At 67.6% G+C, this 13,420-nt stretch carries 12 protein-coding genes and 3 pseudogenes; 8 read left to right on the top strand and 7 right to left on the bottom strand.

Going from position 1 to position 13,420, the window contains the following annotated elements:
- A partial coding sequence (locus OP79_RS34305; protein ID WP_033325774.1) for a sugar-binding domain-containing protein occupies positions 1-504 on the bottom strand: 504 nt, incomplete at its 3' end.
- Positions 505-755: 251 nt separating this feature from the next.
- Between OP79_RS34305 and OP79_RS34300 the strand changes: the two genes are divergently transcribed.
- Entirely contained in the window at positions 756-1,775 is a 1,020-nt protein-coding gene (locus tag OP79_RS34300) for a LacI family DNA-binding transcriptional regulator (protein ID WP_033325773.1), read from the top strand.
- A gap of 295 nt (positions 1,776-2,070) precedes the next feature.
- On the top strand, positions 2,071-3,738 hold the full coding sequence (locus OP79_RS34295) for a glycoside hydrolase family 43 protein (protein WP_078492184.1): 1,668 nt from the start codon (positions 2,071-2,073) through the stop codon (positions 3,736-3,738).
- Between the two features lie 127 nt (positions 3,739-3,865).
- Here the strand turns inward: OP79_RS34295 and OP79_RS34290 are convergent, their stop codons facing one another.
- Positions 3,866-4,252, bottom strand: a complete 387-nt coding sequence (locus OP79_RS34290) for a magnetosome magnetite crystal formation protein family (RefSeq protein ID WP_033325772.1) — start codon at positions 4,250-4,252, stop codon at positions 3,866-3,868.
- Between the two features lie 310 nt (positions 4,253-4,562).
- On the opposite strand from OP79_RS34290, the gene OP79_RS55495 reads away from it, so the two are divergent.
- The 4 genes and pseudogenes from OP79_RS55495 (at position 4,563) to OP79_RS56145 (ending at position 7,602) form a co-directional block, all read left to right on the top strand.
- Positions 4,563-5,504 carry a hypothetical protein gene (locus OP79_RS55495; protein WP_157857409.1) on the top strand — a complete coding sequence of 314 codons (942 nt, stop codon included), beginning with the start codon at positions 4,563-4,565 and terminating at the stop codon, positions 5,502-5,504.
- A 692-nt stretch (positions 5,505-6,196) separates the two neighbouring features.
- Positions 6,197-6,447, top strand: a pseudogene (locus tag OP79_RS34280) (NF041680 family putative transposase); the annotation flags it as partial.
- Between the two features lie 72 nt (positions 6,448-6,519).
- A pseudogene (locus OP79_RS49945) lies at positions 6,520-7,188 on the top strand (nitroreductase).
- A 228-nt stretch (positions 7,189-7,416) separates the two neighbouring features.
- Entirely contained in the window at positions 7,417-7,602 is a 186-nt protein-coding gene (locus OP79_RS56145; protein WP_033325769.1) for a hypothetical protein, read from the top strand.
- 339 nt (positions 7,603-7,941) lie between these two features.
- Here the strand turns inward: OP79_RS56145 and OP79_RS50680 are convergent, their stop codons facing one another.
- The 3 genes and pseudogenes from OP79_RS50680 to OP79_RS54345 all read right to left on the bottom strand — a co-directional run.
- Positions 7,942-8,379, bottom strand: a complete 438-nt coding sequence (locus OP79_RS50680; protein WP_051745137.1) for a hypothetical protein — start codon at positions 8,377-8,379, stop codon at positions 7,942-7,944.
- Between the two features lie 65 nt (positions 8,380-8,444).
- Positions 8,445-8,819, bottom strand: a complete 375-nt coding sequence (locus tag OP79_RS34260) for a hypothetical protein (RefSeq protein WP_078492183.1) — start codon at positions 8,817-8,819, stop codon at positions 8,445-8,447.
- A gap of 657 nt (positions 8,820-9,476) precedes the next feature.
- Positions 9,477-9,596 (bottom strand): annotated as a pseudogene (locus tag OP79_RS54345) (IS982 family transposase); the annotation flags it as partial.
- Between the two features lie 85 nt (positions 9,597-9,681).
- On the opposite strand from OP79_RS54345, the gene OP79_RS34255 reads away from it, so the two are divergent.
- Both OP79_RS34255 and OP79_RS55490 read left to right on the top strand, forming a co-directional pair.
- Positions 9,682-10,332, top strand: coding sequence for an MOSC domain-containing protein (locus OP79_RS34255; protein WP_033325767.1), 651 nt, complete (start codon positions 9,682-9,684; stop codon positions 10,330-10,332).
- A complete protein-coding gene (locus tag OP79_RS55490; RefSeq protein ID WP_157857407.1) occupies positions 10,333-10,575 on the top strand; it encodes a hypothetical protein in 243 nt (80 codons plus the stop codon).
- Between the two features lie 180 nt (positions 10,576-10,755).
- On the opposite strand, the gene OP79_RS34245 is transcribed toward OP79_RS55490, so the two are convergent.
- Positions 10,756-12,309, bottom strand: coding sequence for a hypothetical protein (locus OP79_RS34245; RefSeq protein WP_051745136.1), 1,554 nt, complete (start codon positions 12,307-12,309; stop codon positions 10,756-10,758).
- Positions 12,310-12,728: 419 nt separating this feature from the next.
- Positions 12,729-13,388 carry a response regulator gene (locus OP79_RS34240; RefSeq protein WP_033325765.1) on the bottom strand — a complete coding sequence of 220 codons (660 nt, stop codon included), beginning with the start codon at positions 13,386-13,388 and terminating at the stop codon, positions 12,729-12,731.
- Between the last annotated feature and the right edge of the window lie 32 nt (positions 13,389-13,420).

The following is a 13,420-nucleotide window of genomic DNA, read 5'->3' as shown; positions in this document are numbered from 1 at the left end:
CGTCGGCTTCAGCAGATGGCCGACCGCGAACTCGTGCGGCAGCCGGGAGCCCTTGAACTCGCCGATGTCGGTGCCGTTCAGCCAGACGCGGGCGCAGGACTCGACGCCGTCGAAGCGCAGTACCGAGCCGCCGTCCGTCAGGGCGGGCCAGTCGTCGGGCAGGTCGAAGATGCGCAGGTGGTCACCGGTCGGGTTCTCGGTCGGCACGCGCGGCGGGTCGACCGAGAACGGGTAGAGGTGGTTGGTGTAGATGGGCGAGCCGTGGCCTTGCAGGACCCAGTGGCCGGGGACCCGCACCTCGGCCCAGTTGCCGGCGTCGTACCCGTCCGCCGCGAAGGAGTCGTCCTCGGCGTCGGCGGTCGCCGACAGCCGGAAACGCCAACTCCCGTTCAGGGAAAGGGACTTGGCGTCCGAGGACGCGTACCAGGCGCGCGGCGGCAGCGCCCCGCGCCCGGGCGAGACGTCCTCGACGTAGTCGACGGACGAGGTGGTGTGGAAAGACATCTGTCTCCTAAGTCAGCCCTTGATCCCGGTCTTTGTGACTGTGTTCCGCCGCTGCTGAACGTGAGCAGGGGAGTGTCGCCGTTACCGTTAACGTGAGCGGTAACGGATACTGGTTCATGGGATCTGTCCTGTCAATGTCCCGGTACGCGGCCAGCGGTCGGCGGCGCTGCCAACCGCTGAACCTGATTGACTTGGGGCGCAGGGCACCACAAGGACACGGGTGGGTAGACAGCGTGGCGGGACAAGGGGAAATGGAAGACCAGCGGGGACAGGACGTCCTCGGCGCGAGGACCGTCAAGCGCGTTACGCTCCGCGACGTGGCCGAGGTCGCGGGCGTGTCCCACCAGACCGTCTCCCGGGCGATCAACGGCAAGGGAGAGATCGACCCAGAGACCCAGCGCCGTGTGCTCGACGTCGCCCGGCAGTTGCGATACCGGCCCAGCCGGTACGCCCGGGGGCTGGTCCGCCAAGAGGTGGTGACCGTGGGGCTCATCGTCCCCGACGTGGTCAACCCGTTCTTCCCGGAGTTCATGGCAGGGGTGTTCGCGGCCGCCGACCAGCGGGCCTGGCAGGTGCTCGTCGCCAGCACCGAAAACACCCGGCCCCGGGAGCTGGCCCTGGTCCGTTCGCTCGGCCGACAGGTTGACGCGCTCGTCGGCTACCTCAGCCACTCCGATGCGCAACTCGAGCCGTACGTAGGTGCCGTGCCGCTGGTCATCGTCGATCGCGGCCTGGACTCATCGACCTATGCACTGGTCCAGGTCGACACCTCGGCCGGGATCAGGGCCGGGATGCAGCACCTCATCGACCGGGGCCACAGCCGGATCGGCATGATCGACTGCGCGCCGGTCTGCGACCCACTGGTCCGGCACCGCACCTTCCTCGAAGTCGCCAACGAACACGCGCTGCCGATCGACGACAGCTGGAGAGTCGTAGGTGAGCAGTCCCTGGACGGAGGCGCCGCCGCGTTCGAAACGCTGCACACCGCGCACCCGGACCTCACCGCCGTGTTCGCCTTCAACGACCTCGTCGCGATCGGCGCGCTCCAGTCCGCCCGCCGACTCGGTGTCCGAGTACCAGACGACTGCGCACTCGTCGGTTACGACGGGCTGAGCATCACCGATCTGGTCGACCCGCCGCTGACCACCCTCCACCTCGACAAGCGACGGCTGGGCGAACTGGCCGTCCACCAGGTCGACCAGCTGCTCGCCGGCGAACTGCCACCCCCCGCCGTCCTGACGCCGCGCCTGAACATCCGCGGCACGACATGACCCCCGCCGCGCGCCCGATGCCGGGCGATGTCGTTCACGGGGCGGGAGCGCTACGCGCCCCTCTCGCCACCCCGCAGTGACGACAGGACCAGTCGGCCGTACCGAGTGGCCGGGGCCGCCTCCTGGGCGGCGACGGACAGGCGCGATGAGCAGATGGGGCACCGAGTCGTCGTCGAGCACCAGCGAGGATGCTCAGCGTCTGACCGCTTCACCGAACGACGTTCGATATACCGACCGTGGTGGTCTTCGGATTGCGACCACGTAGCCCGGCTTTGCACGCGCTTGGAGACACCGGATGAGAGCCACTCCCCTCCCGTCGCGCCGGCTGTTCCTCGGCATGGCCGCGGCCGTGCCGCTGTCCATGACCGGCGCGCTGACCATCGGCAGCCAGGCCGCGAGCGCCGCGACGGGCTCCCCGCTCGTCATGGGCTATTTCACCGAGTCGCGGAACGGCCTTGGTACGGACTACGGTCTGCACCTCGCGGTCAGCACCGACGGGCTGCAGTGGATGCCGCTGAATCAGAACAACCCCGTCGTGACCCCGACCGGGGGCACGGGTGGTCTGCGCGACCCCTTCTTCCTGCCCAAGCAGGACGGCACCTTCATCGTCATGGCGACCGACCTGAAGGGAACCGACTGGAATGCGCAGAGCCAGTACATCCACATCTGGGACTCCGCCGACCTGCGCTCCTTCGACAACTACCGCCTGCTGAAGTTGCATTCGATGGCCACCCACAGCTGGGCGCCCGAAGCCTTCTGGGACGCTTCCCGCGGCCAGTACGCCATCATCTACTCGTCCGTCAACAACAGCGGGCACAACGTGATCATGGTGAACTGCACCACGGACTTCAGGACGGTGACGTCGCCGCAGGTCTTCTTCGACCCGGGCTACGACATCATCGACGGCACCATGGCGTTGGGCGTGGACGGCGTCAACTACCTGTACCTCAAGCGGAACAACGCCCTCGTGGGTGCGAAGTCCACCTCCCTCGGTCCCGGCAGCTTCACCGTCTTCACCTCGGGCTTGGCGCCGCGAGGGGGCATCGAGGCCCCGATCCTCGCCAAGTCCGAGACTTCCGGCACCTGGTATCTGTGGGGCGACGCCAACGGGGTGTTCCCCGCCTGGCAGACCAGCGACCTTTCCACCGGCACGTGGACCGCCTCCGACCGGCGCGTCTACACCCAGCCGCTGAACTCCAAACACGCCACCATCCAGCCGATCTCCCAGACGGTGTACGACAACATGGTCGCCAAGTGGGGCAAGCCCGCCTGGAACCGGCTGAAGTCCTACAACATCCCGGACAGATACAGATACTGGCGGCACGCTGACTACATCGGCCGCATCGACCAGTACCCGTTCGACCCGTACACCGACTCGCAATGGAAGTTGGTCCCCGGACTGGCCGACTCCTCCGCCGTGTCCTTCCAGTCCGTCAGCCACCCGACCCGCTACCTGCGGCACTCCTACTACCGGCTGCGACTGGACGTCAACGACGGAACCACTCGATTCGCCCAGGACGCCACCTTCCACAAGACCGCCGGGCTCGCCGACCCGTCCTGGTCGTCGTTCGGCTCGTACAACTACCCGGACCGCTACATCCGGCACTTCGACCACCTGCTGCGCATCGACGCAGGCGTCAACCCCGTCGACGAATCCCAGTTCCGGCTGAGGCCCGGCCTGGCAGGCTCCGGCACCGTCTCCTTCGAGTCGGTGGACTTCCCCGGGTACTTCCTACGGCGCTCCAACTACGACTTCCGGCTGGCCTACAACGACGGCACCGCCCAGTTCGCCGCGGACGCCACCTTCCGCAAGGTCGCCGGGCTCGCCGACGCAGGCTGGTCGTCGTTCCAGTCCTACAACCACCCCGACCGGTACATCCGCCACTACGGCTACCAGCTGCGCCTCGACCGGATCACCACGGCGCTGGGACGCGGCGACGCCACCTTCCGCGTAACGAACTGACCCAGCCGTCTCACGGCAAATGCTCCACCGAGAGTCCTCTGCCGAGTCCACCGCTCCGGTGACGGAGTCAACGGCTCCGGCGACGGTACGCCCGCCGCCGGATCCGTCCCCCGTTTTTTTGGGGCGGTCATCCCAGCAGGCGCAAGGAGATCGTTTTGACGAACCGGAAGTCCTGCCCGAGTCCGGTGCGCAGGGCCCCGACCAGCAGGGCGACAAGTCCGACCAGCGTGTAGCACGACCACAGAAGTATCGGCAGCGGCTGGGTCTCCGGGTATGACGCCGTAAGCCCGAACAGGGCCGACACCATGCCTCCGCCGAAGAGTGCAAAGAGCACGGTGAAGCCGAAGTTCGCGGCGTGCGTGGCATGCGCGCGGGTCCACGGGTTGCGTGTCCGCGCCCGAATGACAAGGGGGACCAGCCAGATCACGAAGATGCCGACGAACGTGAAGCCCACCAGCGCCGCACCCAGATACGACCACACCGCTCCGATCCGGCTTGCAGTCTGCTCGACCATGACGCCCACCTCCCTCTCAACAGGCCACCGTTCTACCGGCGTTGAGCCGGGAGGGGTCCCGACGAGCGGTACGAGACGTGCTGTTCGCCGTCGACGAAGACCACTCCTGTGGTTCCGGGGTTCGTAGTTGGTGTGGTGAGGGTTGCTTTGATGCGTTCGGTGAGGTCTGTTCGTCTCGGTGTACGCCGTCGGCGTGGCCGCCGCGATACGACGGTTGACACGTCTTCGGACCCCGTAGAGAAAAGCTCGTGACCGACAGACCGACGTCTGGCTGGGGACCGGTCCCGAGCCGGCCTCCTACGCTGGGCCGGTGATTCGACGGTACTTCAAGGACCTCAGCCGATTCGAAGTCGTAGTCGTGCTGGCCGTTGTGTGCTTGGCGGTAGTGGGGATGGGGAGAGCGTTCTGGCCGGACTCCGACGGGGCCAGCAGCCCAGCTCCCAACGCCACGGCAACGGTCAAGAAGCTGCCGGTTGTGGTGGATTCGGAAGAGCCGGCGCTCGTTGACATCGACTCCGAACGTTCGGACATGGGCCTGCCGCCTGCGCCGTCCGGTGACGCCTCGCTCACCGAGAGGGTGCTGGACGAGATTCAGGAGGAAACTCTCGTCATGGCGGGAATCCGTGCCAAGGTCAGTGCTGGATGTGAAGGCGGTGAGGTCACGCCGGTGGTTGGGCACAAAACGCTGTGCACTGTCACCTACCAGGGTGTGAAGCTGACGTGGGACGTGTGGGTCGCGAACGTCGACGGCAGCGAGATTGCCCAGATCATCAGGTACAACGTCTATCCTCCTGACTCGGGCGTGCTGCTGGCCAAAGCGGTCTATGGCCGGTTCTGGGACGAGCACCACAAGACCGCGAAGGAACTGCGCTGCGACCGGATCCCGCCCCTCAAGACGGTCACGCTCGGCGACGACACCGGGTACGAGTGCCAGTACCTGGAGGCGGATGGTGATTCGCCCCGCTGGGTGAGGGCGAAGGTCATCCTCGAGACGGTCCCGTTTTCGGAGAGATCGAGGAGTAGGGAGACTCCCGCGGCGCCTCATGGGCGACGTCACGGGAAACGTGCCGCAGCCCTTCAGTGCCACCACGACACCGGCGGCAGGGTGTCCTTGATGAAGGCACACGCGTCACGAAAACCACCTGGCACGATCCCCTCAACGCCGAGTTGCTCCGTCGCCTCCGCCAGCGTCTCGAGAGCGATCTGTTTGCCCGCCGAGTCGATGCGCACCCAGACGTGGGCCGTGGCGTGAAAGTTCTCCTCGATGAAGAACAGCATGGTCGGGTCCGGTGCGGCCACCCACGCCTCGATCGCCTCGCGATGGGCCGGGTCCGCGGGGTCGAGCAGGGTCCGGCTTCTGAGTTGGTGGGAGTGCTGATGCGCGTCCGCTGTGGTTATCGTGGCCTGTCCGGCTCCGCCGATGCCGATGGTCCTCCCATTGCCGTTGACGAACAGCACGTGCAGGTCGATGACGACGTAGGGGACCTCACCCTTCGTCCGGTACCAGTTCCACACGATCTTCCGTGGCTCGACGGCATAGGCCCAATCCGCAAAGTCGGCGAAACCGATCTTGAAGAACAGTGCCGGCTTGACGACCTCACCGCACTGGACGAGCTCCAGATAGGGAACGTAGCGATCCCAGCCCTCGTACCGAGCCGACGCATGAGTTTTCGCGTACATGAGATCGGGCTGGTCCCACGCATCGAGGCACCACTGCAGCGGGTAAGTCGTCTGTGCCGGTCCCGTCTCGGGCAACGGTGCGGCAGCCGGAGGCCCGGCCTCGGCCAACGGTGCGGCAGCCGGACGGGAAGTCGGCCCTGGCGCCGCAGGAGAGCGCGATCGACGACGTCGAAACCAAGCCATCCCCCGACTGTAGGAGGCATCCGCCGGGACCGGTCCCGGCGGGAGTCGGGCCGCCGGTTAACCTCGCTGCAGGTCTGTGGCGCTTGGCTCGACCACGGCGGTGAACTCCCTTTGATCCACGGCACGTTGATGCGCAAGAAGGTCGAGCACGTGCCCGGCGACCGCGATCCCAAGCCGGTGCGGATGTGGTCCTCGCGCACCGGAACGACCGGCGCAGACGTCTGCCGACGCCGGCAGACGTTCCTCCTCGCCGAGGACCTCCGCCGCCCCTGGGAACGGCCCGCCGAGCCGCGCCGGCCCACCCCGCGCGGGTCCGCCGGGGATTCCGCCACCCTCTACTTGCCGGGTGCGATGATCACCCTCGTGTCTTCGCTGCCCGCCATGGAGTGAGAGGACGAGAAGACGTGGATGTGTATGAAGCCGTGGACAGTCGCAGGGCTGTGCGGGCGTTCAGCGATGAGCCGATACCCAAAGAGGTACTCGAACGAGTGCTGGCTGCAGCGACGCGGGCTCCGTCGAGCGGGAACCTTTCAACCGTGGCACGTGTACGTCCTGACCGGCGAGCCGTTGGCCGAGCTGAAAAGACGCGCGACGGCCAGGGCGCTGGCGGGCGACCCCGGTGACGAGCGGGAGTATCCGATGTACCCGGCCGAACTGTCCTCGCCGTATCTGGACCGTTTTTCCGCCGCGGCCGCCCAGCGGTACAAAGCGCTGGGAATCGAGCGCGACGACACCCCGACAGGCCCACGAAGATCGCCGCCTTGAACTCCGAGGCGTTCGGGGCGCCGGTCGTGCTGTTCTGCTACCTCGACCGGACGACGGGGCCCGGACAGTGGGGCGACGCGGGGATGTACTTGCAGACGGTCATGCTGTTGCTGAGGGCGGAAGGGTTGCACAGCTGCCCCCAGGTGATGTGGACGATGTACCGCAAGATCGTCAGCGAGGTGGTCGGAGCCGACGACGGGCTCGTGCTGTTCTGCGGTGTCTCGGTGGGCTTCGAGAAGGACGGCGTGCCACGGCTGCGTACCGGGCGGGCGGACATGACAGAAACAGTGAGCTTCCTCGGAGTGTGACCCCATTACGTGTTGATCCTCGCAACAGACGGGTCGTCAGTCCGTGCCGCTCCTCGATGCGCGACCGGGTGGTGTCGTCGCTGACCGACAGGCGATGTCGCCATGTACGCGCACAGTCACCGCGGGCTTCGAGGTAGCGTCGCCAATCGTTCAGTACTGCGTGCGAGTTGGCGCACCGTGCTGAGGCGGCGCCAGGCCGGTGCGGGCCCCGGTCAGGTGCCGCTGGGCATGGCGGCCGGCGCTACGAACTCGACGGCCCGCACGTCTTCCGGCCGCAGGCCCGCCACCTACGGCAGCTCGCGCACACTCTCCTCGACGGTCGCCAACCACCCCGCGCACGCCGGGAACTGTCCCCCCCTCGCCGCCCGAGCGGCCGGTCTGCTCGGCTACATGGCGGTGAACATGGGCGACTAGGATCTTTCTGACCGACGTGCGGGGCACCGACGGTATCGCCGCAGCGGCCGAAGCCGTTGCTGACGCGGTCCTCCGGATCCGCCCGCTTCTGCCGCCAACCTGCGGGGCCCGCAGGTCATCACCACCGCAGCCGACGTCAACGACGCCGCCCAGCCCCTCGCCCTGATCGACGGCATCCCGCACACAGCCGGACGTCCCGGCCGTCCGCGCGGCGCTGCGCAGCGTGTCGCTGCGGTCACGACGGCCCTGGAGTTACGAGGAAGAACGAAGCTGAGTGGGCGGGGCCTTCTCGCGTGTGCGGCGGACGCGGGAGAAGGCCCCGCTCATACGGTGGGGCGGTCAGGCGCAGAATCCCGTCAGGGTCGAGTGGCCGACCCATACCTGACCGTGGTAGTTGATGTTGGTGGTGTTGCCGGGCGCCCTGCCGCTGGCCCACACCGGCCGGGAGCCCGCGGCGTAGATGACGAGGTTTCCGTCGTGCTGGTACTCGACGTACCGGCCGCCCTTGCCGTTGGTCCCCGATGCCCAGCAGACCCTGCGCCCGGAGGGGCCGTAGGAGTAGAGGACCAGGTTCCCGTCGCGCTGCATGATCAGCTCGGCGTTGTTGCCCTGGGCTGTGGGCCTCCAGATGCGCTCGCCGTGGTAGAGCCGTTCTCCTTTGTTCAGGTACGAGGAGCCGGCTGCGGCCTGGGCGGGAGTGGCGGAGCCGACCATGAGGACGACACCTGAGGTGAGCGCGGCCAGTAGGGCGGCGAACTTCTTGGATCTGGCGATCACTGGTGTTCTCCTTCGGCTGTGTGCAGGCGTTCTCGGCCGCGTTGGCCGAGAACCCAGGAGAGGCCTCACAGCGGCCACTCGGCTCCGACGCTCGTGACGCCGTCGCTGAAGATCGAGCACCGGCCCGTGGACTCGCCGTACTGACCGGGTCGCAGTGTTACTTCGTTGCCGGAGGTGTCCCACCAGCTGCCGCACACCACATTGGCGCGGAAGGTGATCACACGGTTGGTGTTGTTCGTACATCCCGCTATGCCGAGATAGGAGTCGTTGTGGTGGGCGTGACCCCAGCAGTCCATGTCCGCTGCGGCTGCCGTTGCTGATGCCGGGACGCCGGACGCCGCGGCGACGGGCGCAGCGGACACCACTGTGGCCAGGGCCGCCCCGGCAGCCGTGAGGCCGCCCGTGATTGCGATGCGCTTGGTCAGTTGCCGTAATGCCATGGAGGCTCCTCCTATGGTTCCCTCTGAGCCGAAGGCCGGTCGGGCTCGACTGCTTCAGGGACTGTTTGAATCGATGCCTTGCCTTGTCTGTTCTGAACTGTTCGACGGTTCTCTCTCGCCGCCGGCTGTGCCGGGCGCAGGCAGCGGTCGAGTTGACGTCTGGCTCGCCCAGGCCGGTGCTCGCCCCTTGCCTTTCCCTGCACCGGAGCCGTCGGGCGCCGTTGCTTCAAGGTGTAGCGGTGTTCTCGTTGTTCGGGTTCGGGGACTCGTGCCGAACAAACGAATGCCGAAAAATGTGGCCATTGCTGTGGTGCTGTCACGTGCTGCGATGCGGAGGGGTGCCTCTATGTCCTTCGCCAAGGCTGATCACTGCAGTTCAGAGGCAGACCGGTCGGTCACGTCGACCCCGTAGCCGAGGCGCCGGCGCGGCAGGACGGGGGCCGACCAGCGGAGCAGAGTGTCCGCGTTCGTCCCCCATGTCGCACCAGGTACGGCGAGACGTGTGGGTCCGGGCGTACGCCACAAGGCCGGGGCCACCCGATAGCCAGCAGAATCAAGGCGTGCGGGGCGCGGTCCAGGGTGGCCCGGAGGGCCATCGCGGCAGCGACGCCCGCAGGGCGCCCCTTGACGGCGTACCGCACGCCGGACACTTGGGGTTCAGTCGTCGTAGGCGGTCAGTGGGTGCAGGACCGGCTGTCCGGTGCGGTCGTTGTGCCGGATCGCGGTGGTCAGCGCAAGGATCCGCTGCAGGAGGCGGACGGCCACGCCCTCGGGTGTCACCAGCGTCACGCACGCCGCGAGCGGCGGCAGTGGCAGGGAAATATGTCGCCCTCGGGGTGCAGCAGACCGTACCGTCGCCTCCATGAAGCTGCTCTCCGTCAATGTCGGCAGGCCCCGCCCCAACCCATGGAAGGGTCTCAGCGCAACAGGCATCGACAAGCGGCCCGTCGACGGCCCGGTCGCTGTCATCGCCCCCGGCCCCAAGGGCACCGGCGCGGTCGGTCTAGTGGGCGACCGGGTCTACGACGTGAAGCACCACGGCGGATCCGACCAGGCCGTCTACGCCTATGCCCGCGAGGACCTCGACGGATGGGAGGCCGAGTTGAGCAGGCCGCTTGCGAACGGCGTCTTCGGGGAGAACCTCACGACCGCTGGCCTCGACGTCAACGGAGCCCTGATCGGTGAGCGCTGGCGCATCGGGCCGGACGTCGTCCTGGAGGTGTCGTGCGCGCGGATCCCGTGTGCGACGTTCCAGGGCTGGCTGGAGCGTGACGGTTGGATCAGGCGGTTCACGCAGGCCGCACGGCCGGGCGCGTATCTGCGCGTGATCGAGCCGGGGGACATCCGCGCTGCCGATCCGGTCGAGATCGTGCACCGGCCTGACCACGACGTGACCGTCGCGCTCGTCTTCCGCGCGATGACACGTGAACCGGAACTGCTGCCCCGGCTGCTGGTCGCCGACGCACTGCCGCAGGAGGGCAAGGATCTGGCCCGCAGGCGTACGACCGCATAGGTGATCGATTTGAGGGGGGTCGTCTGCGCGCGTGAGACGACGGAGTCCAAAGTTAGCTACGACGCCCACGACGGCGTGGACTACGGATTCGTGCCGTATGCTCGCCGACCCAATGGCGATCCGATCTTCGCCGACCCTGAAGTCTTCACAGCCGCCGTCCGTCCCCGTGAACAAGCGCCGGGCTGGACCCTGCTGCACGCCCTGACGCAGGACGGCGCCGAGCCGACCGGCACCGGCACATAAACCGCTCGGACCTCGGCGCCGCCACGCCGGAGTCATAGTCCAGCCGCAGGACGCGGCACTCGAGGGCAACCCTCCGCTCACGATCCCACAGGTCACCCCAGGGCCGCACCGGGGCGGTGCAACGGAGCGGGCAGATGCGTATCGCTCGTCACTGCCTCCGTTCAGAAAACTGATGCCCCATCAGGAACGGGAGAAGATACGTCGGAACAGATCCATGGCCTCGTCGGCCCAGCTGATGACCTTCAGGGCCGAGTCCAGGTTCCCCGGCGGCCGGTTGATCAGAGTGTCGTTGCGGATGAGGCGGTCGAAGTCGACGAGCACCGGGCTCTTGCGGGGTGTACGTCCGTCGGGCCGGAGGAACTGGATGCCTGCCAGCTCCATCACACTGATCAGTTCCTGGGCGAGGATGCCGTACCCGACCGTCGTGGGGTGGACACCGTCGAGCGAGAACAGGCCGCCGTCGGTACGCCGCTCGTTCTTGCCCGCGAGGAAGTGGGAGTTCGGCGGCGGCGTCAGCGCCTGTAGCGCCGGCGGCAACTCGTACGGCTGCCACCAGGATGGACGTGCCTCGGGGTCCTCGGCGTACCGGCGAGACGCGAGCCGGTCCAGCAATCCGCAGGTCTCCAGCAGGTACCAGTCCTTGCCCGCCTGCCGGGCGCTGCGGACCTCCGCGGTGATGGTGACGTTGTACTCGTCGATGGCCTCGTCGATCTGACGCGCCTGGCCACTCGTGATGTGCGGGTCCTGGACGGGGTCGAAGTCGTTGTCGCTGATCCAGGGGCGGGTGTAGTAGGAGAAGTACCGCGAACCCGGCGCTGCCTTGCCCCCCACGCCGCGCGCGATCGGCGCGATGGTGACGTGTGGGACCGTGCACCAGATGACATGCCGCGCCTTGATCCCGGAGACCTCGGCGGCCACCCGGCTCAGTTCGGCCTTGAAGTGCTGCGCCTGCCAGACAGTGAACGCCCCTTTGCGGGACAGGTCGTTGTAACCCTTTCCGCTCCAGACCACACTGAGTTCGGTGACGGCCTGCAGGGCATTGTTCGCGCCGAGGAAGACGACCAACGTCTCGATCCCGTGCTCCGAGCCGGTGCCATCGGTCTCCTCGCCGAGCCGGGCCGCGGAGCCCAGTTGGGTCAGGGACGCCGCCTCCGGGGGCTGAGTGGGCAGTACCCGAAGGGCGGCGCGCTCGCCGGCGTTCTGGACGACCTGCTTGATCAGATCGTTCTTCGGCGCGTCGATCCGACTACGGCACTCGTTCGCCGACTTCGACAGCGCGTCGCGCAGATCCCATCCGAAGACCGCGAGGTTGTGCATGATGGCAGTCGTTGGGGGCACCGACAGGCCGCGCCCTTGCTCCCAGTGCTCCTCCCCCTGGGCCATGAGGGTCCTGGCCCGGAACAGCGCGAGCGGTACCTCCCACCAGTCCACGGCCCGCCCGTAGCGGGCATGCAGGTCACGCAGGAGCAACTCGATATTGAATGGCAGTCCGCCGAAACCCTCGTAGAGGGGATACCTGAACTGTTCGACGCACCCCATCTCGTACGCGACGATCGCCGGATAGGAGAGCCCGGTGTTGAAAATCGCCCCGCTCTGGAATCCCTGCGTCAGCGAATCCCCTATCGCCACCAGCCGGTGCTTCGGTTCTCCCTGCCAGTCGCTGTTCACTTCGACCCCCACCGTGGGGTCCGTCTCGGGCACCCGCGGCTCCTGAGGGCGTACGGAATCGGCCATGATTCCCCCTGGCCCATCGCGGTGCACCGACTGTGCCCCCGCGGGGCTTCTTTCTGCGTAGCGCGGCCCGGCTCCGAGGGACACATCCCGGACGAGAGATACGCATAACTCAATGCCCCGCGACGCGCCGGACATCCCGTCATTCCCGGCGGCCTCGTGGTCCCCTGGCGTGCTCCCGGACGCTCACTCGCTGCGAAGACAGGGCAGCGGCCGGAAGGCGCCCCTCGCCATTCCCAGCGCCCTGCTCCGTCGTGGTGGTCCAGGCTCGTGCGCACGCTCTGCTTTCGGAGACAAGAAGATGGATTCGAGGGGCACGCAGCCGGGAGACCTCCGCGGTGCCGGGCGTGATCGGCCTGGCTGCCTGGCTCCATCGGGTCTCCTGTCTCTCCTGACTCCGCCCGATCCGGCCTGCGGTGGCCTCACGGCAGGCCGAGGCCTGCGTCCCGGGCCAGGGCTACGGCTTCCGCGCGGTTACGGGCGCGGAGTTTGGCCAGGACGTCGCTGATCCGGTTGCGCACCGTCTTTTCGGAGAGGGAGAGGCGGCGGGCGATGGAGGCGTTGTCCAGGCCTCGGGAGAGCAGGTCGAGGATCTGCCGTTCCCGGTCCGTGAGATGGGGGAAGGGCAGCGTGTCCCGGGCCGCGTGCGGCGAGGCGAAATGGGCGAGCACTCGCTGGGCGATGCGGGGGCCGAAGACGGCTTCGCCGCGTGCGGCGCCCAGCAGGGCGCGGTGCACGTCCGCGCCGTCGGCCTCCTTCAGCAGATAGCCGCAGGCTCCTGCGCGCAGTGCTGCGAAGACAGAGTCGTCGTCCTCGTCCATGGTGAGGACGACGACCGCGACCTCGGGATGGACGGTGGTGATCCGGGCGGTCGCCTCGAGACCGCCGACCCCGGGCATACGCAGATCCATGAGCACGATGTGCGGCAGCAGCCGTGCGGTGGCGGCAATGGCTTCTGCCCCGTCGGCGGCCTCCCCGACGACGGTGACGCCGGGCAGGTCGCCGAGTACGGTCGCCATCCCGGCCCGGAAGATGGGGTGATCGTCGACGACGAGGACGGTCACTGGCTGCGGCCGGCTCATCTCGCCCTCTCCTGTATCGGCGTCCCCCAAGG

Origin of the sequence: Streptomyces yerevanensis, from assembly GCF_000716805.1 — a bacterium.
GTDB lineage: Bacteria > Actinomycetota > Actinomycetes > Streptomycetales > Streptomycetaceae > Streptomyces > Streptomyces flaveus.
Note: the sequence above shows the minus strand (reverse complement) of the source record. Positions and strands in the feature narration are given on the sequence as shown.

Bases quoted from the DNA above. Each gene is read 5' to 3' on its own strand.
- OP79_RS34300 (WP_033325773.1), top strand. From the start codon at position 756: ATGGAAGACCAGCGGGGACAGGACGTCCTCGGCGCGAGGACCGTCAAG.
- OP79_RS34295 (WP_078492184.1), top strand. From the start codon at position 2,071: ATGAGAGCCACTCCCCTCCCGTCGCGCCGGCTGTTCCTCGGCATGGCC.
- OP79_RS34290 (WP_033325772.1), bottom strand. From the start codon at position 4,252: ATGGTCGAGCAGACTGCAAGCCGGATCGGAGCGGTGTGGTCGTATCTG.
- OP79_RS56145 (WP_033325769.1), top strand. From the start codon at position 7,417: ATGGCGGCCGGCGCTACGAACTCGACGGCCCGCACGTCTTCCGGCCGC.
- OP79_RS34260 (WP_078492183.1), bottom strand. From the start codon at position 8,819: ATGGCATTACGGCAACTGACCAAGCGCATCGCAATCACGGGCGGCCTC.
- OP79_RS34255 (WP_033325767.1), top strand. From the start codon at position 9,682: ATGAAGCTGCTCTCCGTCAATGTCGGCAGGCCCCGCCCCAACCCATGG.
- OP79_RS34245 (WP_051745136.1), bottom strand. From the start codon at position 12,309: ATGGCCGATTCCGTACGCCCTCAGGAGCCGCGGGTGCCCGAGACGGAC.
- OP79_RS34240 (WP_033325765.1), bottom strand. From the start codon at position 13,388: ATGAGCCGGCCGCAGCCAGTGACCGTCCTCGTCGTCGACGATCACCCC.